We start from the raw sequence: 22,901 nt of genomic DNA on the forward strand, positions 1-22,901 counted from the left end.
GCGCTACGGCGCCTCCCAGGCCAGCTCGCACTCCGCGTCGAGCGCGCCGGTCTGCCGCGCCTGCGTGCGGATGTCCTTCGCCCCGACCCGCTCCAGCACCGCGGTGAACACGCCGCAGTGGAACGGCGGCGCGAGCAGCTCGCGGCGGAACGTGACGCGGGCCTGGCGCTCGCCGGTCCACTCCAGCCGCCGCTCGCCGTAGCTCACCGCGCCCTTGTAGGCGCTCGGGACGTTCGCGAGCAGCTGGCGCGCGCCGCCGGCCTCCGAGAGCGCCAGCATGGTCTTGCCGACCATCGAGTCGAGCACCATCCCGCCGGCGCGGTGCCCGATCCGGAAGAACGCCTGCTGCTCGCCGCCGAGCCGCCCGCCGATCCGGTCCGCGACCGCCGCGGCGAGCGCCAGGAAGTCGGTCACCGGGTAGCTGAAGAACTCCACCCGGCTCGCCTTGCCGGCCGGGTCGCAGGCGCGCGCGACCTCCTCGCCGGCGACCTCCCGCACCACCGAGAACAGCGCGTTGAAGACGAGCCCGCGGACGGTGTCGTCGCTGCGGGCGGCGGCGATGCGGGCCTCGAGGTCCTGTCGATCGACGGGCATGGACCGGGCAGTGTGCCCCAAGGGGCGGGGTGCCGGGCAGAGACCCGCTCGGGATGGGCGCGGATTCCCGCACCTTTCCTTGACTCCACCCGACCGTCCGTTCAGTATCCGGACGTTCAGGTCCGGCGCCCCCGGTGTCAGGGGGCGCTGGTAGGGAAGAAGGCACGCAGGAGAAGTCGCCGGGAGCGCCCTTCACAGAGGCCACGGCGAGCGGGGCCGAACGGATCGAGCCCCGCGCCAGGCGCGGCGCGCCCTACAAGGAGACGAAACATGCCCGTGGGACCGGAGAAGGAGAAGGCGATCGAGCTGGCCGTCGCGTCGATCGAGAAGGCGTTCGGCAAGGGCTCGATCATGCGCCTCGGCAACGAGGACGCGCTGGTGAAGGACGTCCAGGCGGTCTCGACCGGCGCGATCTCGCTGGACATCGCGCTCGGCGTGGGCGGCTTCCCGCGCGGCCGCATCATCGAGATCTACGGGCCGGAGTCCTCCGGCAAGACCACCCTGGCGCTGCACGCCATCGCCGAGGCGCAGCGGCGCGGCGGCATCGCCGCGTTCGTGGACGCCGAGCACGCGCTCGACGTGGGCTACGCCCGCAAGCTGGGCGTGCGCACCGACGACCTGCTCATCTCGCAGCCCGACAGCGGCGAGCAGGCGCTCGAGATCGTCGAGACCCTGGTCCGCTCCGGCGCCATCGACGTGCTGGTGGTGGACTCGGTGGCGGCCCTGGTGCCCAAGGCCGAGCTCGAGGGAGAGATGGGCGACGCGCACATGGGCGTGCAGGCCCGCCTCATGAGCCAGGCGCTCCGCAAGCTCACCGGCACCATCTCCAAGTCCTCGACCATCGTCATCTTCATCAACCAGATCCGCATGAAGATCGGCGTGATGTTCGGGAACCCGGAGACCACCACCGGCGGCAACGCGCTCAAGTTCTACGCGTCGCAGCGGCTCGACATCCGCCGCATCGGGGCCATCAAGGACGGCGACTCCGTCATCGGCAACCGCACCCGCGTGAAGGTGGTGAAGAACAAGGTCGCCCCGCCGTTCAAGGAGGTCGAGTTCGACATCATGTACGGCCACGGCATCAGCCGTGAGGGCGACGTGCTCGACCTCGCCTCGAACGAGGGCATCGTCGAGAAGAGCGGCACCTGGTTCAGCTTCGGCGGCGAGCGCATCGGCCAGGGGCGCGAGCAGACCAAGGCGTTCTTCCGCGAGCACCCCGAGATCCTCCAGCAGGTGGAGGCCCGCCTGTTCGAGAAGTTCGGCATCCACCGCGGCCCGGTGGCCGTCCCTTCCCCGCCGGCGGAGGAGCCGGCCGAGGAGCGGAAGCCCCGCGCCAAGGCGAAGTGATCCGCAACGCCCTCGCCCGCCCCCATGGGCGAGGGAGCCGCGACCGCGGCCCGGCCGGGCCGGCCTCGAGAGAGGCCGGCTCGCTTCGTCTCCGCCCCTCCTTCGCCCCCTCGCGCCACCCCGCCCGCCCCGCGGCCCGACCGGCGCGCCGCACCGCCCGCCCGCACGGCGAAGGATCCGCCGGGTGGGCAAGCGGGCGAGGGGGCAACCGGGTTAGACTCCCACCCTTCCGGAATCGACGTGGCGAAGGCCCTCAGCGACAAGAGCTGGCTCGAGCACCTCCTCGCCGAGGAGCTGGAGCAGCACGACCCCGACGCCGCCCGCGCGCGGCTGCCGGCCGACGTGCGCGCGGCGGCCGAGGCGCGGGGCGACCTGCTCCCCGCGGCGCGCCTGCTGGTGGCCCGCTCGCTGCGCCGCCGGCGGCTCTGCGCCGAGGCCCCGGCGCCGGACGACGCGTTCCTCGACGAGGTCCGCACGCACGTGGGGCTGGCGCTCGACCTCGCGCTCTTGCGCGGCGAGCCGTTCCTGCGCACCCGCCAGCGCGCCGAGATCGCCGCGTTCCTGGCGGCGGCGCTCGGCCTCGACGCGCTCGCGCTCGAGGTCGAGCCGGAGCAGCCGGGCGGGTCCACCGACCGCGCGGTCGAGCGCGCGCTCCGCGGCGCCGCCGAGGCGCTGCAGGCCCGCGCGTACCCGGCCGGCGATCCCGTCTCCGGGCTGCCGCTCCACCCCGGCGCGACCGCCATCCTGCGCCGGCGGCTCGCGCGCGTGGTGCTCGGCTTCCACCGCGCCGGGCGGCTCGATCCCGTGGCGCTGGCCCGTCACGGCGCCTACGCCGCGCGCGAGTCGGTGCTGCTCGCCGAGGCGCTCTCCGGCCTGCTGCTCGCGGCCGGCTCGGACGGCGAGCGCGCCCGAGGCGTGCGGGTGCGGCAGCTCGCGCGCCTCGGCCTGTCGCGCGCCGAGCTGCGCGACGCGCGCCGCCTGGTGGCGTCCCCCCGCGGCCCCGAGGCGATCGCGGCCGACGCGCCGGAGCGGGTGCGGCCGTTCCTGCTCGAGCAGCTCCTGCTCGCGCAGCTCCGGGTCCGCCTCGACGGCGACGCGCCGCGCGGCTGGACCGAGCGCTTCGCCGCGGCGGCCGGGCTCGACGCGGCGGCGGTCGCCACCGCGCAGGTGGAGGCGGCGGCGCAGCACTGCGACCACGAGGTCTGGTTCGAGGCGTTCGACGAGGGCGGCGTCCCGGTGGACTGGCAGGTGCTCGCCGACGAGTGGGAGTCGGTGGCGGACCACGTGGTGGAGCGCGTCTCCACCGCGGTCACCGACAACCTCGGCTCGCTGGCGACCGAGATCCGCGAGACCGGCGAGCTGGGCGGGCTGCTCGCGAAGGCCGCCGCCGGGAAGACGCTCAGCGCGGCCGAGAAGCGCAAGGTGAAGGCGCAGCTCATCGACCTCGCCAAGGCGGTGCCCGCCCTCGCCATCTTCGCGGCGCCGGGCGGCATGCTGCTGCTGCCGCTGCTCGCGAAGCTGCTGCCCTTCAACCTGATGCCGAGCGCCTGGGACCGCCCGCCCCGCGGGGACGGCGCGCCCGCTGCCGGCGCGAAGCCTGCCGCCCCCGGCAAGGAAGTCGCCGCCGCGCCCGCGACGGCGAAGGCCCCGGGCAAGGCGGGCGGCCGCAAGCGCGAGCCCGCCTGAAGGCTTCGCGACTCCGCGCGGGATGAGCGCCAACGTCCGCTCACCCTGAGCGTAGGCGGGCCGCAGGCCCGCCGGAGTCGAAGGGTCGGGATGAGCGCGAACGTCCGCTCACCCTGAGCGTAGGCGGGCCGCAGGCCCGCCGGAGTCGAAGGGCTACCTCGCCGCCGGCCGCTTCAGCCGGAGCGCCAGCCGCAGCGCGTCCTCGTTCACGCCCGCGGTGAGCGTCCGGCCGCGGTCCTGCGCGACCGTCCGGTCGATCGCGGCGGCCACCTGCGCGGCGTCCGCGCCGAGCGGCTCGCGCGCGGCGATCCAGCCGAGCGCGAGCACCGCGGCGTGCCGCGCGGCGAGCGCCGCGTCCCCGTCCACCGGGCGCGCGATGGCGTCCGCGAGCGCGCGCGCCTGCGCGGACCCGCCGGCGCGGCCCACCTCGAGCGCGGCCCGGTCCCGCACCGCCGGGTCCGGGTCGGAGAGCTTGCCGGCCCAGCAGGCCGCGTCCTGGCAGGCTGCCGCGGCGGCGAGGCGCGCCTTCATCCCCGCGAGCGCCTGGCCCTCCTGCGCGGGGCAGCCGCTCCCGCACGCGCGGATGGCCTCGTCCACCAGCGCCGCCTCGGGCGCGCCGCCCAGCCGCGACAGCGCCGCGAGCGGCGCCTCGCGCACGCGCCACGCCCCCGCGGCGGCGGCCGCGCGCAGCGCCGGCAGCGCGGCCGGGTCGCCGATCCGCGCGAGCGCGTCGCAGTAGCGGTCGCGCGCGTCCGGGTCCGGCTCGCGGCCGATCAGGTCCGCGAGCGGCTTCACCGCCTCGCGCGCGCGCAGCCGGCCCAGCGACTCCGCCGCGAAGACGCGCACGTAGACGCCGACGCGGGGATCCGCGTCGCGGTAGGCGAGCCGCGCGACCAGGGCCGGCACCGCGTCCGGGCCGCCCACGTCGCCGAGCACCTGCGCCGCCTTCGCGTACAGCGCGCCGCTCACCACCCCGCGCGCGCGCGCCCAGTCCTGCAGGGCCGCGTCCTTCCCCTCCAGCACCGCCAGCAGCGGCGCGGCCATGGGCCGGCCGATCTGCGCGGCGGCGAACGCCGCCTCCGGGAAGAACGTGACGCCCGGGCGCTCCTCGAACAGCATCCGGAGCACCACCGGGCCGGCCCGCGCGTCGCCGATCCGGCCCAGCGCCAGGATGGCGCGCTTGGCGGTGAACGGCTCGACCTCGGTCGAGGTCGCGATGCGCACCAGCGTGTCGATCGCGGCCGGGTCGCCGATCTCGCCGAGCGCGTCCACCGCCGCCACCTGCGTGTAGCCGTCCGGCGAGGCGGTCAGCTCGACCAGCGCCGGCACCGCCTCGCGCGCCCGGAGCGCGCCGAGCGCGGTGGCGATGTGCCGGTTCGCGTCGCGCGTGTCGCGGTCCTGCGCGGCGCGGTCCACCGCGTCCAGCAGCGGCTTCACCGCGGCCGCGTCGCCGATCTCGCCGAGCGCCACGGCCGCCTCGCCGCGGGCCCGCGGCGCCTGCTTCAGCACCTCGACGAGGTACGGCACGGCGGCGCGGCGGTCGCCCGGCGCCTTGCGCACCTGCGCGAGCGCCTCGAGCTTCTCGTCGGTGCGGCTCCGGCTGGCGGCGCGCTTCGCCCACCCCTCCGCGTCCTTCGGGCTTCCACACGCGGTGACGAGCAGGCAGGCGAGCAGGGCGGCAGCGCGGCGCAGCGTCATCATGGGCAGCTCCTCGGCTCCGGGGGACGGCGTTCAGCGGCCGGCGGCGCCCTGGCGGGGCGCCGGAACGGCGATGGGGGTGGGCTCGGGATCGTCGATGGCGAGCGCGGCGCGCCGCTCGCGGGCGGCGGCGGCGAGCGCCTCGATGGCGGGGGCGAGCTCGGGGGCGTGGGCCTCGGCCGCACGCATCCGCTCCACGGCGGCCTCGAGCACGGCGGCGTGGCGCGCCTCGCGCGCCTTCATCGCGTCCACCGCCTCGAGGAACGTGCGGAAGAACGCCTTCAGCTCGTCTCCCCGCCGAAGGGTCCGCATGCGCGGGAACCGCCCCTGCGCCATGATGGAGAGGTAATGGCCCATCACGAACACCGGCCCGGCCACGCGGTGCGTGATCACGATGCCGAGCAGGCCGAGCGCGCCCGAGAGCAGCAGGGCGATGCCCGCGAACGCGGCCAGCAGCAGGCGGTCGCTGCGGGCGATGAGCGCGCGCGTGTCGGCGTCCTGCGGCAGGAGCGCGGTGGCCTGCGCGTGGGCCTGGTGCAGCCACAGCCCGAACGCGACCGCCACCACCAGCCCGGCGCCGGCCATCGTCAGCGCGTACTTGAGCTGGAACCCGCGGTCGAGCAGGAAGTGGCGCCGCGCGTGGCCCGCGCCGGAAGGGCTCGCGGGGGAGACCTCGGACATCGTGCGTTCCCCTTTCCGCCTGGGCCCGCCTGGACGCCGACCGGGCCGGGCGATTCTACCGCGCGAGCGACCCCCCGCAACGCGGCGCCGCCACCCCATGTCGGCGCGGCGGGGACAAGGTGTGCTCAGGACGGACCGCCCGGAGGGCACCGCGCGTGAGCGCGCGCAGGCCGCTCGCGGCCGCCTGCGAGGCGGTGTACCGCGCCACCCTGGCGCGCACCGCCGCGGCGCGCCTGGTGACGGAGGCGCTGGCGCGCGAGCCGCTCCCGCCCGGCCCGGTGCGCCTGGCGGCGCTCGGGAAGGCCGCCGCCCCGATGCTGGAGGCGGCGCTCGCCGCGCTCCGCGGGCGCGCCCGCGAGCCGCTCTGCGTGCTGCCCGAGGGCGCCCGGCCCCCGGTCGCGCCGGGCGCCCGCTGCATCGCCGCCGGCCACCCCCGGCCCACCGCCGGCTCGCTCGAGGCGGGGCAGGCGCTCCTCGACTGGGCCGCCGCGGGCGGCGGGGCGCCGGCGCTGGTGCTGCTCTCCGGCGGCGGGAGCGCGCTGGCGGTGGCGCCCGCCGAGGGCCTCGCGCCGGAGGAGAAGGCCGGCGCGATCGCCGCGCTCATGCGCGCCGGGCTCACCATCCAGGCGCTGAACGCGGTGCGCAAGCACCTCTCGCGGCTGAAGGGCGGCCAGCTCGGCGCGCGGCTCGCGCCCGCGGACGTGCGCGTGCTGGTGCTCTCCGACGTCCCCGGCGACGACCTCTCGGTGATCGCGTCCGGCCCGCTCGCGCCGGATCCGAGCACGTTCGGCGAGGCGCTCGCGGCGGTGCACGACGCGGGCGCGGCGCTGCCCGGGCCGGTGCGGGCGCGGCTCGAGGCGGGCGCGCGCGGCGAGCTGCCGGAGACGCCGAAGCCGGGCGACCCGCGCCTCGCCGGCGTGCGCCACCGGCTGCTGGCGGGCCCGGTGGACCTGGCGCGCACCGCCGCGGAGGTGGCGCGCGGGATGGGCATGGAGGCGGCGGTCGATCCCGTCCCGCTCACCGGCGACGTGGTGGCGGTGGCGGCGCGGCTGGCGCTCTGGGCGCGCGAGCGGGCGGGGCGGCCGGGGGCCCGCGGGCCGCGGCTGCTCGCGCTCGGCGGCGAGCCCACCATCCGCATCCCCGCCGCCGCGGCGGCGCCCGAGGGCGGGCGGGCGCAGCACCTGGCGCTCCTCGCCGCCGCCGGCCTGGACGGCCTCCCGGCGGCGCTGCTCGCGGCCGGATCGGACGGGCGCGACGGGCCCACCGGGCAGGCCGGCGCGGTGGTGGACGGCGAGAGCGCGGGCGAGGCGGCGCGCCGCGGGATCGACCTGGCGCGGGCGCTCGCCGAGGCCCGCTCCGGCCCCGCCGCCGTGGCGCTCGGCGCCGCCATCCCGCGCTTCGAGACGGGGACGCACCTCTGCGACCTGGTGCTGGTCGCGGTCGAGTGACGCTGCCGCCCGGCGCGTCCGGTTGGCGCTCGATCTCCCGCCCCCGCCCGCGTATACAGGGGCCGCCATGCGCATCGCCTTCCTCGGCACCCCCGCCTTCGCGGTCGCCGCGCTCGACGCGCTGGACCGCGCCGGTCACGCGCTCGTGGCCGTCGTGGCGCAGCCCGACCGCCCTGCCGGGCGCGGCCAGGCGCTCCGCGAGCCGGCCACCAAGGCCTGGGCCCGCGCGCACGGCGTCGCGGTGCTCCAGCCGGAGAAGGTCCGCGACGGGACGCTCGCCGCCGCCTTGCGCGCGCTCGCGCCGGACGCGCTGGTGGTCGCCGCCTACGGCCGGATCCTCGGCAAGGACCTGCTCACGCTCGCCCCGCACGGCGCCATCAACGTCCACGGCTCGCTGCTCCCGCGCTGGCGCGGCGCCGCGCCCATCCAGTGGGCGGTCGCCGAGGGCGAGCGGGAGACCGGCGTCACCATCATGCAGATGGACGAGGGGCTCGACACCGGCGACATCCTGCTGCAGCGCGCGCTCGAGCTCCGCGAGGACGACACCTCGGAGACGCTCGCGCCCAGGCTGGCGGCGCTCGGCGGCGAGGCGCTCGCGGAGGCGCTCCGCCTGCTCGAGGCCGGCGCGATCGTGCCGGTGCGCCAGGACCCGGCGCAGGCCACCCTGGCGCGCATCCTCGAGAAGGAGGACGGGCGCGTCGCGTGGGAGAGCCCGGCGCGACGCGTCGCCGATCGGCTGCGCGGCTTCACGCCCTGGCCCGGCGCGTTCACGACGCTCGAGGGCCGCACGCTGAAGGTCCTGGAGGCGCGGCCCGCCGCGGACCTCGCGGCGCCCGCGGGCGAGCCCGGCGAGGCGGAGGTGGTCGCCGGCCGCGGGCTCGCGGTCGCGTGCGGCGGCGGGACGGCGCTGCTCGTGACCCGGGTGCAGCTCGAGGGCCGGCCGGCGCAGTCGGCGCTCGACCTCGCGAACGGCCTGCGCAGGAAGCGCTTCCGGCTGGGCACCTGATGGCCGTCCGCACGTCCATCCCGGCCGCGGGCGCCCGCGGCATCGCGTTCGAGGTGCTCCGGCGCGTGGACGAGGGCGGCGCGTACGCGTCGCGCGCGCTCGACGCGGCGCTGGGCGCGGCCGGCGCGCTCGATCCCCGCGAGGCGGGGCTCGCCACCCAGCTGGTCTACGGCACGCTCCGGCGGGCGCTCGCGCTCGACGCCGCGCTGGCGCCGCACTCCCGCCGCCCGCTCGCCGAGCTGGATCCGGCCGCGCGGGTCGCGCTGCGGCTCGGCGCCTACCAGCTGCTCGTGCTCGGCACGCCCGCGCACGCGGCGGTGGGCGAGACGGTGACGCTCGCGAAGGCGGCGGACCACGGCCGCGCCGCCGGGTACGTGAACGCGGTGCTCCGGGCGCTCTCGCGCGCCCCGCGCTTCCCGGACCCGCCCGCGCTCGAGGCGGATCCGGCCGGCCACGTCGCCGCCGCCGAGGCGCTGCCGCGCTGGGTGGCCGAGGAGTGGGTGGCCTGGCTCGGCGCCGGCGAGGCCCTGGCGCTCGCGCGGGCGATGAACGCGCCGGCCCCGCTGTGCGTGCGGACGCCCGATCGCGAGGCGCTGCTGGGGCGGGCCCGCGCCGCCGGGCTCACCGCGGCGCCCGCGGCCCGCGCGCCGGGCGGGGTGGTGCTCACCGGGGCGTCGGTGGCCGAGCTGGCCCACGCGGCCGGGGACGTGCCGTTCCAGGTGCAGGACGAGGCCGCGCAGCTCGTGACGCTCCTCGCGGCGGGCGACCTCGCCGGCCGGCCGGCGCGCGTGCTCGACGCCTGCGCCGCGCCCGGCGGCAAGGCGTTCCACCTGGCCGAGCTGCTCGGGCCCGGGGCCGAGGTGGTCGCCGTCGAGCTCCACCCGCGCAAGGCCGACGAGCTGGCCCGCGAGGCCGCGCGCCGCGGCCTGCCCGCGGTGCGGGTGGTGTGCGCCGACGCGGGGAAGCCCATCCCCGGGCTCGAGCCCGGGAGCTTCGACGCGGTGCTGGTGGACGCGCCCTGCGCCGGCCTCGGCACGCTCCGGCGCCACCCCGAGCTGAAGCTGCGCCGCGCGCCCGGCGACCTGCCGCGCATGGCCGCGCTCCAGCGCCAGATCGCCCTCAACGCCGCCCGGTACGCCCGGCCCGGCGCGCCGGTCGTCTACTCGATCTGCTCGCTCTCGCGCGCCGAGGGGCCGGAGGTGGTCGAGGCGCTCCTCGCCCAGGGCTTCCGCCGCGCCCCGCCGCCCGCCGGCTTCCCGGCCGACGTGCTCGACGCGCAGGGCGATCTGCTCGCCCTCCCCAGCCGCCACGGGACCGACGGCTTCTACGCCGCGCGGCTGGTGCGGGACGCGCCCTCCACCGACTAGGATCCGTCCATGGCCCTCCCCATCCGCATCGCCCCGTCGATCCTCTCCGCCGACTTCGGCCGGCTCGCCGAGGAGGTCCGCGCCGTCGAGGCGGCGGGCGCCGACGTGATCCACGTGGACGTGATGGACGGCCGGTTCGTGCCGAACATCACCATCGGCCCGCTGGTGGTGGAGGCGGTGCGCAAGGTGACGAGGCTCCCGGTGGACGCGCACCTCATGATCGTCGAGCCGGAGAAGTACGTGGAGGCGTTCGCGAAGGCCGGCGCCGACCTCGTCTCGGTGCACGCCGAGGTCTCGCCGCACCTCCACCGCACGCTGCAGGCCATCCGCGCCGCGGGGGCGCGGCCGGCGGTGGCGCTCAACCCGTCCACCGACCTGTCCGCGATCGAGTACGTGCTCGGCGACTGCGAGATGGTGCTCGTCATGACCGTCAACCCGGGCTTCGGCGGCCAGAAGTACATCGAGGCCTGCACCGAGAAGGTCCGCCGCCTGCGCGCCATGGCCGACGCGCGCGGCCTGGCGCTGGAGATCGAGGTGGACGGCGGGGTGAAGCCGGAGACCGCCGGCAAGGTCGCGGCCGCGGGCGCGAACGTGCTCGTCGCCGGCACCGCGGTGTTCGGCGCGCCGGACTACCGCCAGGCCATCTCGTCGCTCCGCGCCGCCGCGGAGCGGGGCCGCGCCTAGTCGTCCTCGAGCGGCTCGACCCGGACGCGCACCACGCCGTCCTCCACCATGCCCAGCTTGCGGGCCGCCGCGTAGGACAGGTCCACCACCCGGCCGCCGGCGAACGGGCCGCGGTCGGTGACCTTCACCACCACGCTCTTGCCGGACTCGAGCGACGTCACCTTGAGCCGCGTGCCGAACGGCGCGGTGCGGTGCGCGCAGGTCATGGCGTGCATGTCGAAGCGGCTGCCGCTGGCGGTCCGCCGCCCGTGGTGCCGCTTGCCGTAGTAGCTCGCGAGGCCGACCTGCTCGCCGGGGCGCGCGGGCGCCTCGGCGGCGCGGGCGGGAGCCTCCTCGCCGCGCCCGGGGCCACCGGCCTCGCGCGCGGGCCCGTGCGCGCAGGCGGCCGCGGCGCAGAGCGCCACCGCCGCCGCGCGGAGCGCGCGCCCGCTCACGCGGTGCGCCTCCGGCGGAAGGTGCGCTGGACCTCCGGGTGATCGGCGATGAGCGTCAGCGCCTCGTCGAGCAGCGTCTTGCCCGGCTCCATCTTGAACCAGGTCGAGGCACCCGACGGGTGCGGCAGCGGGATGACGTCGGTCTTCACGCCGTGGAAGTACGCACGGAGCGTGCGCCCGACCACGGCCGCGATGGGCTCCGTGTGGCCGAGCACCTCCTGGATGGCGAGGCGGCCCACCGGGATCACGAGGCGCGGCCGGAGGATCTCCACCTCCCGCTCGACGAAGCCGCGCCACAGCGCGCACTCGTCGGGCGTGGGCACCCGGTCGCCGCCGCCCGGCGCCTTGCCGGGGAAGCATCGCACCACGGCGGAGATGTAGACGCGCTCGCGGACCAGCTCCTCGCCGGCGCCGGTGGCGCGCTCGAGCCAGCGGAACAGCGTCTTGCCGGCGGTCCACGCGAACGGGCGGCCGAAGCGCGCCTCGTGCGGCCCGGGCGCCTGGCCGATGAGGAAGATGCGGCTCGGCACCGGCGGGCCGTGGATGGGCGGGCCGAAGCCGCGCGGGCGGAACGCCGCGACGTCGCGGAGCACCGCCTCGAGGGCGGTGACGGTCTTCGGGGTGCGCGGCACGGGGTGCCGAGCCTATCCGGCGGGGCGGCCGCGCGCCAACCGCTCCGGGTGCGCAGGCGTGCGTCCGCCTGCTACCCCTCGCGCCAGGGCTCCTCGCGGATGGAGTGGATCCAGCCCTCGCAGCGCGGAACGTTCGCGGGCACGCCCGTGAACCCGCCGTGCCAGGCCGCCGCCGCGCCGGTGGCGGAGAGCACCGCGTCGAGGTGCTCGCCGTCGCCGTCCTCGACGATCTGCGCCGCCTGCTCCATCTCGAACTCGAGCTTGGCGGCGTGGCGCAGGGTCCGGAGGATCTTGGCGCGGGTGGAGGAGCGCGCCACCCCGTCGCGCTCGTCGTCGCGGTAGGTGCACACCCCGCACATCGCGCGCGCCACGTGCCCGGGCCGCACCTCGACCACGAGCGGCTTGCCGGCGGCCGGCGTATCCCAGGGCAGGAAGGCGGCGGTGGCGCGGGCCATGGTGCAGAGGCCGAAGAACGTCTGCCGGAACGCGCGCGCGCTGGTGGGCGTGGCCGGCTCGGCGCGGTAGCAGTCGGTGAAGCGCGGGCGGTCCTTCCCGAGCTCGGCGCGCAGCCGCGCCGCGCCCTCGGAGAAGTCGCCGCCCTGCCCGAGGAAGCGCTCCTCGAGGTTGCGGCCGAGCACCGCCGGGCCGCGGATGGCCTGCCGCAGCAGCCCGAGCTGGCGCAGGTGGGTCTCGGAGAGCGAGAGCGCGAAGTCCACGCCGAGCGTGAGGCGCCCCTCCGCCCAGCGCGCCTCCTCGGCCAGCCAGGCGGCGAAGCGCGCCTGCACGTCGCGGCGGCCCGGCGCGTCGGTGAACGGCCGCCACAGGCGCGTCAGGCGCGCCCGCTCCGGCTCGCACTCGATCTTCGCGGCGAGGATCTGGTTGCCGGCGCCCTCGATCCCGCTCCAGCGCAGGCCGATGACCACGCCGCGCTCCGGCAGCCCGATCCTGGGCGGCGACGCCCTGCCGTAGACGGCACCCGCTGCGGTGGATGGCTCGTTCTCGTTTGGCATGGCGTTCGCTGCGTGTATCGCCCGGTTCCAGGGGGTGTCAACGCTGCGCCGGACCAGGGCCCCGGAATCTCTCGCGGATGCCGCGGGAACGGACTGCGGGTCGCAGCGCCGCGCGGCTGGGCCCCCGTTGGCGAGGGCCCTGCCGGGACGCAGACCGGCGCCTGCCGCCCGGGCGAGCGATCAGGGGGTTCCCTCTCCGGGCAGCCGTGCCCAGAGTACGACCGAACATGGCTTCCCCCGCTCGCATCCTGGTCGTCGAAGACGACCTCGCCATCCGGGAAACGATCGCCGAGCTGTTGCAGGAGGAGGGCTACGCGGTCAGCTGTGCCGCCAACGGCGCGGAGGCGCTGGACCGGCTCGCCGCGGTGGACCAGCCGCCCAACCTGATCGTGCTCGACCTGATGATGCCGATCATGGACGGCTGGGCCTTCCGCTCGGTCCAGCGCGACGACCCGCGCCTCTCGCGGATCCCCGTGCTCGTGCTCTCGGCGGGCCACGGCGGCGACAGCCGCGCCGTCGCGGGACTGGGCGTCGAGGGATTCCTCCCGAAGCCGTTCGACCTGGCGAGCTTCGTGGACGCGGTGCACCGGCTCTGCTGAGCTGCGCGCGCAGGCGCACCGCCGCGCGCGCCCCGAGCAGCGCCGCCAGGATCCCCGCGAACACGTACGGGCGCAGCGCGTCCGCCTTCACGCGCCACATGAAGTGCACCACGCCGAGCGCGGCCACCGCGTAGACCAGCCGGTGCAGCCGCTTCCAGCGCGCGTACCCGAGGCGCCGGACCCAGCGGTCGGTGGACGTCACCGCCAGCGGCACGAGCAGCAGCCACCCGACGAAGCCCACCGCCATGAACTTCCGCTTCAGCACGTCCTTCGCGAGGATCTGCAGGTCGAAGAACTGGTCCACGCCCACGTACCAGCACAGGTGCAGCGTGGCGTACGCGAACGTGAACAGGCCGAGCATGCGCCGCACCCGCACCGGCCAGGCGAGGCCGACGAGGTCGTGCGCCGGCGTGGGCACGAGCGAGAGCGTGAGCAGCGTCAGCGTCCAGAAGCCGAGCCGGTCGAGCACCGCCTCGATGGGGTTCGCGCCCAGCCCGCCGGTGAACGCGTCCCAGGCGATCTTCGCGAGCGGGAGGCAGCAGGCGGCGAACGTGGCCGCCTTCAGGAGGCGCAAGCGGATGCGGGTGCCGGCGCGCGTCACGACGGCTCAGTAGTTCTTGCGCAGGTCGAGCCCCGCGTAGAGCGAGGCGACCTCGGCGGCGTAGCCGTTGAACGGCAGCGTCTTGCGGCGGAAGAACTCGCCGATGCGCCGCTCCCGCGCCTGGCTCCAGCGCGGGTGGTCCACCTCCGGGTTCACGTTCGCGTAGAAGCCGTACTCGTCCGGCGCGGCGTCGTTCCAGGTGGTGTGCGGCCGGTCGGCGAGGAACGTGATGCGCACGATCGACTTCGCGCCCTTGAACCCGTACTTCCACGGCACCACCAGCCGGAGCGGCGCGCCGTTCTGCCCGGGCAGCACGCGCCCGTAGAGCCCCACCGCGAGCAGCGCGAGCGGGTGGGCGGCCTCGTCGATGCGGAGCGACTCCACGTACGGCCACGGCAGCACCGGGCGGCGCTGCCCGGGGAGCTGGTCGCGATCGAGCAGCGTCTGGAACGCCACGTACTTCGCGCGCGAGGTCGGCTCGAGGCGGCGCACCAGGTCGCCGAGCGGGAAGCCCACCCACGGGATCACCATCGACCACGCCTCCACGCAGCGCATCCGGTAGACGCGCTCCTCCAGCGGGAACATGCGCGTGAGCGCGTCCAGGTCGAGCGTCTGCGGCTTCTTCACCTCGCCGGCGACGGTGACGGTCCAGGGCCGGGGCCGGAGCGAGCCGGCGTTGCGCGACGGGTCCTCCTTGGAGGTGCCGAGCTCGTAGAAGTTGTTGTAGCCGGTGACCGAGTCCCAGGGCGTGGGCGTCTCGCCGCCGGCCTGGTCCACCTTGCGCGCCACCTGCAGCGCCGCGCCGGTGGGCTCGCCGGCTCGCGCGCCGCGCGGCAGGAGCAGCCCCACCGCGCCCGCGGCGCCGAGCGCCAGGAACTCCCGCCGCCGCAGGTACAGCGCCTCCGGGGTGGCCTCCCGCTCCGCGGTGTCCGGTCGCCAGCGCGCCATCGCCGTCCTCCCTCTCCGCCGGGGATACGCGCCACCCGGCGGCGGGTTGCATAATGGCCCCGAGATGGCCCTGCTGCGCTGCCACGGCACCCTGGACGAGCTCGCGATGTGGGGCGAGGACCGGCGCCGCCGCGCCCCCGTCCCGTTCCGCGGGGCGGACGCCGCGCCGCTCGACTGCTTCGGCCCGCTGCCGCCGCTCCCGCCGCCGCCCGGCGCGCCCGGCCCGTGGCGCGCCCCCTCGCCGCGGCCGTGCCCCGGCGACCTCGAGATGGCGGCGGTGGCGCGGCCGCCGGAGGGCCCGCGGCGCGGCACCGTGGTGCTCGTCCCGCCGTGGAAGCTCCCGCGGCTCGGCCTCGTCTCGCGCTGGGAGCGCGCGCTCGCCGCCGAGGGGCTCGCGTGCTGGACGCTGGTGCCGCCGCGCCACCTGCACCGCGCCGCGCCCGGCGTGCGGAGCGGCGAGGGGTTCGTCACGCCCGACGTCCCGGCGCTGCGCGCGGCGATGGAGCAGCTCGTGCTCGAGATCCGCGTGCTCCTCGCGCTCGCCCGCGCGCAGGGCGGCGCGGCCGGCGTGTGCGGGCTCTCGCTGGGCGCGCTCGCGGCCGGGCTCGCCGCCACCGCGCCCGAGGCGGCCGACTTCGCCGCGCTGGTGGCGCCGCCCGCAGATCTCGCGGCGGTGTTCGAGGGGACGCGGATCGGGCGGCGCTACCTGGGGCTGGCCCGCCGCGCCGGGGCGCCGCCGCCGCCGCCGGCGGAGCTCGCCGCGATGCTGGCGCCGTTCCGGCCGGACGCGCGCCCGCCCACCGCGCGGCGGGTGCTGGTCGTGACCGGCGAGGCGGATCGGATCGCGCTCCGGCCGGGCGCGGACGCGCTCGCCGCGCGCTGGGGCGCCGCGCGGGCGAGCTTCCCGCGCGGGCACCTCACGCTCATCTTCGGGTGCGCCGCGGCCCGCCGCGCGGTGGCGCGCTTCGCGGCCGCGCGCTGACTACTTCTTCTTCGCCCCGCCCGCCTTGCAGGCGTCGCGCGCGCCCTTCACCTCGTCGAAGAACGCGGCCGGCACCACCCCGCCGCGCACCACCGGCCAGGTCTTCTCCATGGCGGTGCGCCAGGCGGCCGGGTCGCCCTTCTCCACCTGCAGCCCCTGCTTCTGCATGGCCGTCACGGCGTCGGTGTTGAGCCGCTTCACCTCGACGTCCACCTTCTCGCCCAGCTCCCTGGCGATCGCGGCCAGCTTGGCGCGGGTGTCCGCCGGGATCTTCTCCCAGGCGTCCTTGCGCACCAGCGTCGCGCCCATCATCCAGCTCCAGGGCAGGTCCATCATGTGGCTCGCCTTCTCGTGCAGGCGGGCGGTGAGGACGTAGAGCGGCACGTTGGGGATGCAGTCGATCATGCCGGTCTGCAGCGAGGGCACGATGTCGTTGGACGAGAGCACCACCGGCTTCAGCCCGGCCGCGCGGAACGCCTCCACGCTCTTCGGGTCGCCCTCCCAGGCCCAGATCTTCGCGTTCGCCATGTCGGCCGGCGAGCGGTGCGCCGAGGAGCAGAACAGGTGGATGGCGCCGATGCGGCTCCACTGCAGCGCGACGAGCCCGCGCTTCTCCAGCGCCGCCTCGAGCTGCGGCCGCACCTTCGCGAACGCGCACTCCATCTGCGCCTGGTCCTCGAACAGGAACGGGACCGAGAGCGCCTGCGGCTCGGGGATGACGTCGTGCATGCCGACGTTGGAGATGGCGGCGCCCTGGAGCTGGCCGATCCCCATCTTGCGGACCATGTCGCCCTCGCTGCCCTGGGCGCCGCCGGCGTAGATGCGGAGCTTCACCTGCCCGCCGGACGCCTGCTCCCAGCGCTGCGCCATCTCCTTCAGGATCTCGTGCCAGGTGGACCCCTGGGGCGCGAGCGTGCCGAGCTTGATGACGACGTTCTGGGCGCGGGCGGCCGGGGCGAGCGCCGCGAGCAGCGCGGCGAGGAGCAGCTTCTTCACGTGGGACTCCCGGGACTAGAGGAACAGATCGTCTACGTGGTCGAGCAGCGCGCGGGCGCGCCGCTGGGCCAGGATGTTGGCGAGCCGGTACTTCGGCTCGGCGTCCGGATCGGCGCGCACGACCTCCTCGAGGACGCGCGTGAACCCGGCCCGGTCCTGCTGCTGGACGAGGACGCCCTCCGCCCAGGAGACGAGCGGGCCCAGCTTCTTGTTCATCGAGAGGGCGAGCGCCCGGTCGAGGTGCGCCCTGGCCCGCTCCGCCCCGCCGCCCTGGGCGGCGCTGCGGGTGGCGTCGTAGGAGACGAAGAACTCGTGGATGGCGCCGTCGCCCCAGCGCTCGTCCAGCTCGAGCGCCCGCTCCATCATCGCGATCGCCACCGGCAGCTCGGCGACGAGCTGCATGTCGCCCTTGCCGTTCACGATGGCGAGCGTCCAGGCGGAGGCGGTCCAGTACAGCAGCGGGACGTCCTCCTTCCCGGCGCGCCGCAGCGCGGCCGGGACGTCGCGCCCCTCCCGAAGGCGGCGGGAGAGCTTCTCGTGCCGCACCTCCAGCCCCCGCAGGCCGTACTCGCGGGCGCGCAGGAAGAGCTTCCTCGCGCGGAGGCGGCCGGCGCGGGCCGCGTCGATGCGGCCGTCGAGGTCGGCCTGCTCGGCGTCCGCCTGCACGAACGCGTAGCCGTACTGCGTGAAGCTGCTGGTGAGCGCGGTCAGGAGCCCCACGTGCCTGGGGTTCTCCTCGAGGATCCCCTCCATCGTCTTCAGGCCGAACGGGACCGCGTCCCGCACCAGCTCCGGATCGTCGTCCGAGGCGTAGGAGGTGCCGCTCTGCGCGACGGCGTCGGCGGCGAACGACAGCGCGGCGCTCCTGCACCCGGCGAGCGGCGGCAGCGTGACCGCGAGTATGAGGGCGAGGTGGTGGGTACGGTTCACGCGGATGGCCCGGCCGCGGAGGGATCGTGATAAGCGTGGGTACTCATAGATGCCCCTCCGTGAGGGGTCAATCGACTTTCGCGTGACCGCCCCAACCATCTCCAGCCACGGCGACCCGAACGCGCAGGGCACGCGCGTCGAGCGCGGCCTCGTCACGTTCCTGCTCGTGACGATGATCCTGCTGCCGGCCGCCTCCACCGTGTCGCGGCGCCTCCTCGGCCGGGAGCTGCCCGGCTCGGCCGTGCTCGCGCAGCACATCACCCTGTGGGTGGGCTTCCTCGGAGCGATGCTCGCCACCGCGAGCGGCCGCCACCTCGCCCTCTCCACCCTCGACCTGATCCCGGTGGGCTGGCCGCGCACCGCGGCCTGGTTCCTCGGGCAGGCGGTCTCCGCCGCGGTCACGGCGCTGCTCGCCTGGGCGTCGCTCGAGCTGGTCAAGGTCGAGTGGACGGGGTTCGGCCAGGTCGCGCTCGGCATCAAGGTCGCCTGGAGCCAGCTGGTGATGCCGGTGGGCTTCGCGATCATGGCGCTCCGCTTCGCGTGGCGGGCCGGGGCGCCCTGCGAGTCCCTGCGCTGCTGGGCGCTGCGCGTCGCCGCCGCGCTGGTCGCGGTGGGCGCGTTCCTGCTCGGGTCGGTGGTGCCCGGCCCGGCGCTCACCTGGATCCTCTCGATCCTGGTGCTGCTCGCGTTCCTGCTGGGCGCGCCGGTGTTCGTGGCCATGGCCGGCCTCGCCATGGTGCTGTTCTTCCGCGACGCGGGCGACGCGCTCGCGATCGCGGCGGTGCCCACCGCCACCTTCAACCTGGTCTCCTCGGCGACGCTGCCCGCCATCCCGCTGCTCACCGCGGCCGGCTACGTGCTCGCCGAGGGCGGCGCGGCGCGCCGGCTGGTGCGCGCGTACAAGGGGCTGTTCGGGTGGATGCCGGGCGGCGTCGCCGTGATGGCGACGTTCGTGTGCGCGCTGTTCACCACCTTCACCGGCGCGTCCGGCGTCACCATCCTCGCGCTCGGCGGGCTCCTGCTCCCGGCGCTCCTCGAGGACGGCTACCCGGAGGACTTCTCGGTCGGCCTGGTCACCGCGGCCGGCTCGCTCGGCCTGCTGTTCCCGCCGTCGCTCCCGGTGATCCTCTACGGCGTGGTGGCGCAGGCGCCCATCGACCACCTGTTCATCGGCGGGCTGGTGCCGGGCCTGCTCATGATCGTCCTCGTCGCCGCCTACGGCGTCATCGTGGGCGTCCGGTCGCGCGCGCCGCGGCAGCCGTTCCACCCGCGCGAGGCGCTCGCGGCGCTGTGGGACGCGAAGTGGGACCTCGGGCTCCCCACGCTCGTGGTGGTGGCGGTCGGCTCGGGGTTCGCGACCGTGGTGGAGGCCGCCGCGCTCGCCGCCGCGTACGCGCTGGTGGTCGAGCTGGTGGTGTTCCGCTCGATCAGCCCGGTCCGCGACCTGCCGCGGGTGCTGGTCCACGCGTCCACGCTGGTCGGGAGCGTGGTGATCCTGCTCGGCACCGCGCTCGGGCTCACCTCCTGGTTCGTGGACGCGGAGATCCCGACCCGGCTGGTGGAGTGGATGACGGCGCACGTGCACTCGCCCGCGCTGTTCCTGCTCATGCTGAACGCGGTGCTGCTGGTGCTCGGCAGCGTGCTCGAGATCTACTCGGCCATCGTGGTGCTGGCGCCGCTGGTCGCGCCGCTCGGCGTCGCCTACGGCATCGACCCGATCCACCTCGGCGTGGTGTTCCTCGCGAACCTCGAGCTCGGCTTCCTGTTCCCGCCGATGGGGCTCAACCTGTTCCTGTCGGCCTCGCGCTTCAACAAGCCGCTGCCGTACCTCTACCGCAAGGCGTTCCCGTTCCTGCTCATCATGAGCGCGGGCGTCCTCGCCATCACCTACCTGCCGGCCATCACCACCGGCGTGGTGGAGCTGCTCGCCCGCGACTAGCGCGCGCCGGCGCGCGCCGGCCAGCCCTCGCGCAGCGCGAACACCGCGAAGGTCACCGCGTACGCGCCGGCCACGTCGATGGTGTAGTGCAGGTGCGCGAGGAACACCGACGCGACCACCAGCACGTGGCCGAGGAGCGCGGGCCAGCGCAGGCGCGGCCAGCGCCACGCGTACAGCAGGAGCAGGAACGTGGTGGCGGTGTGGCCGGAGAAGAACAGGTCCTTCGTGAGGTACGCGCGCATCGAGCCGTTCGCGAACACCTGCCACGGCGAGAGGAGCTGCGCGTACGCGTCCCAGGGCGCGTGCCCGGAGATCCCGGGGCCGGCGCGCGCCGGGTCGGGCGCGCCCAGGCCGGTCATGGCGATGGTGGCGCCGCGGAGCAGGGACACGATCGCGCCGGCCACGTTGTAGCGGACGAAGGTGCGCGGCGAGACCCACAGCAGCGCGGCGGCCACCGGCAGGTAGATGCCGAGCCACAGCACGTAGTTCCCGCGCGCCACCCACTCGACGTACGGGACGTGCGCGAGCACGAGGTCGGGCAGCGCGGCCGGCGCGGGGCGGAGCTCGTTCCAGACCGCCGCCACGGTCATGGCGGCGTAGCTCGCCAGGCGGAACGCGAGCGCGAGCAGCACCGCGGCCCAGGCGGCGCGCAGGGCGGGCCAGCCGCGCTCGCCCGCCGGCGCGGCGCTCGCAGGCGGGGCGAGTCGGGCGGGGTCGGGCTGGGGCGACGGGGCGGCCATGGCCGGGGTGTATAGACCATGCGCGGCGCCGGGGCACCAGCCACCCACGGCGCTCCGCGCCCGCGCGGGTTACAATCCGTCCATGTCCTTCGACTCCCCTTCCCGCTTCCCCGCCCGCGAGCAGGTGCTGGTCCGCGGCGCGTCCGACGTCGAGCGCCGCTTCATGTCCGCCGTGTACCGCTGGATGACGCTCGGCCTCGGCGTCACCGCGCTGGTCGCGACCGCGGTGGCGAGCTCGGAGACGCTGCTGCTCGCGATCGTCGGCAACCGGATCCTGTTCTACGGGCTCGTCATCGCCGAGCTGGCGCTGGTGATCTGGATCTCGGCCGCGGTGAACCGGCTGCCGGCCGTCGCCGCCGGCGGGCTGTTCCTGCTCTACTCCGCGCTGAACGGCGCGACGCTCTCGGTGGTGCTGCTCGTCTACACCGGCGCGTCGGTGGGGATCGCGTTCCTCACCACCGCCGGCACGTTCGCCGCGATGAGCGTCTACGGCACGGTCACGCGCCGCGACCTGACCGGCTGGGGCAGCTTCCTGTTCATGGGGCTCATCGGCATCGTCATCGCGAGCCTCGCGAACCTGTTCTTCCGGTCCGACATGGTCTCGTGGGTGGTGTCGTGCGCGGGCGTGCTGGTCTTCACCGGCCTGACCGCCTACGACACCCAGAAGCTCCGCGCGTACGCGCGCGCGGGCGGCGGCGCGGCGGCCGCGCCGGTGAGCGGCGCGCTCTCGCTCTACCTCGACTTCGTGAACCTGTTCCTGTCGCTGCTGCGACTGTTCGGGAACCGGCGCTAGGCGGGCGCCGCACCGGCCCCGGCGAGCGTCCGCAGCAGCTTCGGGCGCACGCCGGTGGCCGCGAGCAGCGCGTCCAGCCGCGCCTGCGCGTCGCGCGACGCCGCGCGGATCTTCTTGCCGAGGATGAGCTCGTTCTTCACCGAGTGCTCCCAGCCGGTGAGCTCGGTGACGGTCACCTTGTAGCCGTGCGCCTCGAGCGTGAGCGCGCGCAGCACGTTGGTGAGGTGCGAGCCGAACTCGCGCCGGTGCCAGGCGTGCTCGAACAGCGGCGCGAGCAGCGGCGAGGGCTCCTTCGCCTCGTCGAGCTGGCGCGCCACCTCCGCCTGGCAGCAGGGGACCACCGCCACGTGGTCGGCGCCGTGCCGGATGGCGAGCGCGAGCGCGTCGTCGGTGGCGGTGTCGCAGGCGTGCAGCGCGGTGACGAGGTTCACCCGCTCCGGCACCGGCGCGGCGTCGATGGGCGCCTCGACGAACGACAGCCGGTCGAAGCCGAGGCGCGCGGCGCGCTCGGCGCCGGACCTCGCGAGGTCGGGGCGCGACTCGAGCGCGAGGAGCCGGCCCTTGCCGGCCGGCCCGAGGAACAGCTCGTACAGGATGAAGCCGAGGTAGCTCTTGCCGGCCCCGCAGTCCACCACCACCGGATCGCCGAAGCGCCCGAGCACGTCGTCGAGCGCGGGGGCGAGCAGGTTCGCGAGGTGGTTCACCTGCTTCAGCTTCCGGAGGCTGTCGGCGTTGAGATCGCCCTGCCGGGTGAGCAGGTGCAGCTCCTTCAACAGCGCCGGGGACGTGCCCGGGAGCAGCTCGCGACGCACCGCCTCACCCTTCACCTGCCTTCGCATGGCGAGGTTCTAACCCGGCGGCGCCGCGGGCGGAACCTCAGGGCACGCCCGAGGCGTTGACGGGGGCGGCGGGGCGGAAGAAGGTCGGCGGGTGACCGCGCCCACCCCGCCCTCGCCCGCCCGCGCGCCCGCGCGCGCCTACCTCTCCCGCCCCGGCCCGTGGCTGGTGGCCCACCGCGGCGGCAGCGCGCTCGCGCCGGAGAACACGCTCGTCGCGTTCGATCGGGCGGTCGCGCTCGGCGCCGACGCGCTGGAGATCGACGTGCGCCGGACCGCCGACGGCGCGGTGGTGGTGTTCCACGACGACGACACGGCGCGGCTCACCGGCGTGCCGGGAACCATCGAGGCGCGGACGCTCGAGGAGGTGCGGCGGCTGGACGCGGCATTCGGGTTCACGCCCGATGGTGGCGCGACGCAGCCGCTGCGGGGCTCCGGGGTGAAGGTGCCGACGCTGGCGGAGGTGCTGGCGCGGTATCCGGGCTTGCGGCTCAACATCGACGCGAAGCCGGACGAGGCGGCGCTCGCGGAGGCGCTGGCGCGGGAGATCCGGGCCGCGGGGGCGGAGGATCGCGTGTGCGTCGGGTCGTTCTTCGACGCCCAGGCGGAGCGGCTCGCGGCGCTCTTGCCCGGGTGCGCGCGGTACCTGCCGGAGCAGGCGGCGACGTGCCACGTGATCGCGGCGCTGTCGGGGCAGGCGGCGGAGGGGTGTCCGGGCGGCTACGACGTCGCGGATCTGCCGCATCGGATGGGCGAGGTCGAGGTGGTGTGCCCGCGGGTCGTCGAGCACTTCCACGGGCTGGGGATTCCGGTGCACGTGTGGACGGTGGACGATCCGGTCGAGATGCGGGAGCTGCTCGCGCTAGGCGTGGATGGGATCGTGACGGATCGGCCGGATGTGCTGGCGAAGGCTTTGGGGAGGTAGGGGCGGTTTCGGAAGAGGAGCTAGA

General features: G+C 76.0%; 22 protein-coding genes and 1 pseudogene. 11 read left to right on the forward strand and 12 right to left on the reverse strand.

The genetic code is table 11. The features are described 5' to 3' along the window. Positions 1-3: 3 nt before the first annotated feature. Positions 4-594 (reverse strand): DUF2378 family protein, encoded by a 591-nt coding sequence (locus tag ADEH_RS20475; protein ID WP_011423009.1) that lies wholly within the window; start codon positions 592-594, stop codon positions 4-6. Positions 595-864: 270 nt separating this feature from the next. Here ADEH_RS20475 and recA point away from each other — a divergent pair, with 270 nt between their 5' ends. Together recA and ADEH_RS20485 are read left to right on the forward strand one after the other, a co-directional pair. Next, positions 865-1,941 (forward strand): recombinase RecA, encoded by a 1,077-nt coding sequence (gene recA / locus ADEH_RS20480; RefSeq protein ID WP_011423010.1) that lies wholly within the window; start codon positions 865-867, stop codon positions 1,939-1,941. A 240-nt stretch (positions 1,942-2,181) separates the two neighbouring features. Beyond that, a complete protein-coding gene (locus ADEH_RS20485) occupies positions 2,182-3,627 on the forward strand; it encodes an LETM1 domain-containing protein (RefSeq protein ID WP_041453735.1) in 1,446 nt (481 codons plus the stop codon). 153 nt (positions 3,628-3,780) lie between these two features. Here ADEH_RS20485 and ADEH_RS20490 read toward each other — a convergent pair whose 3' ends face one another. Then, positions 3,781-5,328 carry a HEAT repeat domain-containing protein gene (locus tag ADEH_RS20490; protein WP_011423012.1) on the reverse strand — a complete coding sequence of 516 codons (1,548 nt, stop codon included), beginning with the start codon at positions 5,326-5,328 and terminating at the stop codon, positions 3,781-3,783. Between the two features lie 30 nt (positions 5,329-5,358). Then, positions 5,359-6,006: a hypothetical protein gene (locus ADEH_RS20495; RefSeq protein WP_011423013.1), complete on the reverse strand. Its 648-nt coding sequence runs from the start codon at positions 6,004-6,006 to the stop codon at positions 5,359-5,361. A 155-nt stretch (positions 6,007-6,161) separates the two neighbouring features. On the opposite strand from ADEH_RS20495, the gene ADEH_RS20500 reads away from it, so the two are divergent. The 4 genes from ADEH_RS20500 (at position 6,162) to rpe (ending at position 10,511) form a co-directional block, all read left to right on the forward strand. Further along, positions 6,162-7,454 (forward strand): glycerate kinase type-2 family protein, encoded by a 1,293-nt coding sequence (locus ADEH_RS20500; protein ID WP_232287361.1) that lies wholly within the window; start codon positions 6,162-6,164, stop codon positions 7,452-7,454. A gap of 67 nt (positions 7,455-7,521) precedes the next feature. Then, on the forward strand, positions 7,522-8,460 hold the full coding sequence (gene fmt, locus ADEH_RS20505; RefSeq protein ID WP_011423015.1) for a methionyl-tRNA formyltransferase: 939 nt from the start codon (positions 7,522-7,524) through the stop codon (positions 8,458-8,460). Further along, the gene (locus tag ADEH_RS20510; RefSeq protein WP_011423016.1) at positions 8,460-9,827 is read left to right on the forward strand and encodes an RsmB/NOP family class I SAM-dependent RNA methyltransferase; all 1,368 of its coding nucleotides are present in this window, start codon (positions 8,460-8,462) and stop codon (positions 9,825-9,827) included. Before fmt ends, ADEH_RS20510 begins: the two co-directional genes overlap by 1 nt. A 9-nt stretch (positions 9,828-9,836) precedes the next feature. Beyond that, positions 9,837-10,511, forward strand: a complete 675-nt coding sequence (gene rpe, locus ADEH_RS20515) for a ribulose-phosphate 3-epimerase (RefSeq protein WP_011423017.1) — start codon at positions 9,837-9,839, stop codon at positions 10,509-10,511. Here the strand turns inward: rpe and ADEH_RS20520 are convergent. From ADEH_RS20520 to ADEH_RS20530, 3 genes are all read right to left on the reverse strand, one after another. Next, complete coding sequence (locus ADEH_RS20520; RefSeq protein ID WP_011423018.1) at positions 10,508-10,945, reverse strand: septal ring lytic transglycosylase RlpA family protein; 438 nt, start codon at positions 10,943-10,945, stop codon at positions 10,508-10,510. The genes rpe and ADEH_RS20520 overlap by 4 nt on opposite strands. Then, complete coding sequence (locus tag ADEH_RS20525; RefSeq protein WP_011423019.1) at positions 10,942-11,577, reverse strand: uracil-DNA glycosylase family protein; 636 nt, start codon at positions 11,575-11,577, stop codon at positions 10,942-10,944. The genes ADEH_RS20520 and ADEH_RS20525 overlap by 4 nt, the downstream gene beginning before the upstream one ends. 71 nt (positions 11,578-11,648) lie before the next feature. Further along, the gene (locus tag ADEH_RS20530; RefSeq protein ID WP_011423020.1) at positions 11,649-12,587 is read right to left on the reverse strand and encodes a DUF429 domain-containing protein; all 939 of its coding nucleotides are present in this window, start codon (positions 12,585-12,587) and stop codon (positions 11,649-11,651) included. A gap of 227 nt (positions 12,588-12,814) precedes the next feature. Between ADEH_RS20530 and ADEH_RS20535 the strand changes: the two genes are divergently transcribed. Continuing rightward, on the forward strand, positions 12,815-13,186 hold the full coding sequence (locus ADEH_RS20535) for a response regulator transcription factor (RefSeq protein ID WP_011423021.1): 372 nt from the start codon (positions 12,815-12,817) through the stop codon (positions 13,184-13,186). A 169-nt stretch (positions 13,187-13,355) separates the two neighbouring features. Here the strand turns inward: ADEH_RS20535 and ADEH_RS23765 are convergent. Then, a pseudogene (locus ADEH_RS23765) lies at positions 13,356-13,787 on the reverse strand (sulfite oxidase heme-binding subunit YedZ); the annotation flags it as partial. Between the two features lie 6 nt (positions 13,788-13,793). Continuing rightward, positions 13,794-14,735 (reverse strand): protein-methionine-sulfoxide reductase catalytic subunit MsrP, encoded by a 942-nt coding sequence (msrP, locus tag ADEH_RS20545; RefSeq protein WP_011423023.1) that lies wholly within the window; start codon positions 14,733-14,735, stop codon positions 13,794-13,796. Positions 14,736-14,799: 64 nt separating this feature from the next. Between msrP and ADEH_RS20550 the strand changes: the two genes are divergently transcribed. After that, positions 14,800-15,717 (forward strand): hypothetical protein, encoded by a 918-nt coding sequence (locus ADEH_RS20550; RefSeq protein ID WP_041453737.1) that lies wholly within the window; start codon positions 14,800-14,802, stop codon positions 15,715-15,717. Here ADEH_RS20550 and dctP read toward each other — a convergent pair whose 3' ends face one another. Then, positions 15,718-16,713, reverse strand: coding sequence for a TRAP transporter substrate-binding protein DctP (gene dctP / locus ADEH_RS20555; RefSeq protein WP_011423025.1), 996 nt, complete (start codon positions 16,711-16,713; stop codon positions 15,718-15,720). Between the two features lie 15 nt (positions 16,714-16,728). Further along, positions 16,729-17,643: a TRAP transporter TatT component family protein gene (locus tag ADEH_RS20560; protein WP_011423026.1), complete on the reverse strand. Its 915-nt coding sequence runs from the start codon at positions 17,641-17,643 to the stop codon at positions 16,729-16,731. An 82-nt stretch (positions 17,644-17,725) separates the two neighbouring features. Here ADEH_RS20560 and ADEH_RS20565 point away from each other — a divergent pair, with 82 nt between their 5' ends. Next, entirely contained in the window at positions 17,726-19,582 is a 1,857-nt protein-coding gene (locus tag ADEH_RS20565) for a TRAP transporter large permease subunit (RefSeq protein WP_232287362.1), read from the forward strand. Here the strand turns inward: ADEH_RS20565 and ADEH_RS20570 are convergent. Beyond that, on the reverse strand, positions 19,579-20,322 hold the full coding sequence (locus tag ADEH_RS20570) for a phosphatase PAP2-related protein (RefSeq protein WP_011423028.1): 744 nt from the start codon (positions 20,320-20,322) through the stop codon (positions 19,579-19,581). The two genes, ADEH_RS20565 and ADEH_RS20570, sit on opposite strands and share 4 nt — an antisense overlap. Positions 20,323-20,404: 82 nt before the next feature. On the opposite strand from ADEH_RS20570, the gene ADEH_RS20575 reads away from it, so the two are divergent. Further along, entirely contained in the window at positions 20,405-21,115 is a 711-nt protein-coding gene (locus tag ADEH_RS20575) for a Bax inhibitor-1/YccA family protein (protein WP_011423029.1), read from the forward strand. Here ADEH_RS20575 and ADEH_RS20580 read toward each other — a convergent pair. Then, positions 21,112-21,954 (reverse strand): class I SAM-dependent methyltransferase, encoded by an 843-nt coding sequence (locus ADEH_RS20580; protein WP_011423030.1) that lies wholly within the window; start codon positions 21,952-21,954, stop codon positions 21,112-21,114. The genes ADEH_RS20575 and ADEH_RS20580 overlap by 4 nt on opposite strands. 91 nt (positions 21,955-22,045) lie before the next feature. Here ADEH_RS20580 and ADEH_RS20585 point away from each other — a divergent pair, with 91 nt between their 5' ends. Next, on the forward strand, positions 22,046-22,876 hold the full coding sequence (locus tag ADEH_RS20585) for a glycerophosphodiester phosphodiesterase (protein ID WP_011423031.1): 831 nt from the start codon (positions 22,046-22,048) through the stop codon (positions 22,874-22,876). Positions 22,877-22,901 lie beyond the last annotated feature (25 nt).

Origin of the sequence: Anaeromyxobacter dehalogenans 2CP-C (assembly GCF_000013385.1) — a bacterium.
Classification (GTDB): domain Bacteria; phylum Myxococcota; class Myxococcia; order Myxococcales; family Anaeromyxobacteraceae; genus Anaeromyxobacter; species Anaeromyxobacter dehalogenans_B.

What these genes read in the sequence shown, in the direction of transcription:
- ADEH_RS20490 (WP_011423012.1), bottom strand. Translation starts at nt 5,328, where the DNA reads ATGATGACGCTGCGCCGCGCTGCCGCCCTGCTCGCCTGCCTGCTCGTC.
- ADEH_RS20550 (WP_041453737.1), top strand. Translation starts at nt 14,800, where the DNA reads ATGGCCCTGCTGCGCTGCCACGGCACCCTGGACGAGCTCGCGATGTGG.
- recA (WP_011423010.1), top strand. Translation starts at nt 865, where the DNA reads ATGCCCGTGGGACCGGAGAAGGAGAAGGCGATCGAGCTGGCCGTCGCG.
- ADEH_RS20535 (WP_011423021.1), top strand. Translation starts at nt 12,815, where the DNA reads ATGGCTTCCCCCGCTCGCATCCTGGTCGTCGAAGACGACCTCGCCATC.
- ADEH_RS20495 (WP_011423013.1), bottom strand. Translation starts at nt 6,006, where the DNA reads ATGTCCGAGGTCTCCCCCGCGAGCCCTTCCGGCGCGGGCCACGCGCGG.
- rpe (WP_011423017.1), top strand. Translation starts at nt 9,837, where the DNA reads ATGGCCCTCCCCATCCGCATCGCCCCGTCGATCCTCTCCGCCGACTTC.
- ADEH_RS20510 (WP_011423016.1), top strand. Translation starts at nt 8,460, where the DNA reads ATGGCCGTCCGCACGTCCATCCCGGCCGCGGGCGCCCGCGGCATCGCG.
- ADEH_RS20475 (WP_011423009.1), bottom strand. Translation starts at nt 594, where the DNA reads ATGCCCGTCGATCGACAGGACCTCGAGGCCCGCATCGCCGCCGCCCGC.
- ADEH_RS20575 (WP_011423029.1), top strand. Translation starts at nt 20,405, where the DNA reads ATGTCCTTCGACTCCCCTTCCCGCTTCCCCGCCCGCGAGCAGGTGCTG.
- ADEH_RS20530 (WP_011423020.1), bottom strand. Translation starts at nt 12,587, where the DNA reads ATGCCAAACGAGAACGAGCCATCCACCGCAGCGGGTGCCGTCTACGGC.
- ADEH_RS20580 (WP_011423030.1), bottom strand. Translation starts at nt 21,954, where the DNA reads ATGCGAAGGCAGGTGAAGGGTGAGGCGGTGCGTCGCGAGCTGCTCCCG.
- msrP (WP_011423023.1), bottom strand. Translation starts at nt 14,735, where the DNA reads ATGGCGCGCTGGCGACCGGACACCGCGGAGCGGGAGGCCACCCCGGAG.
- ADEH_RS20570 (WP_011423028.1), bottom strand. Translation starts at nt 20,322, where the DNA reads ATGGCCGCCCCGTCGCCCCAGCCCGACCCCGCCCGACTCGCCCCGCCT.
- fmt (WP_011423015.1), top strand. Translation starts at nt 7,522, where the DNA reads ATGCGCATCGCCTTCCTCGGCACCCCCGCCTTCGCGGTCGCCGCGCTC.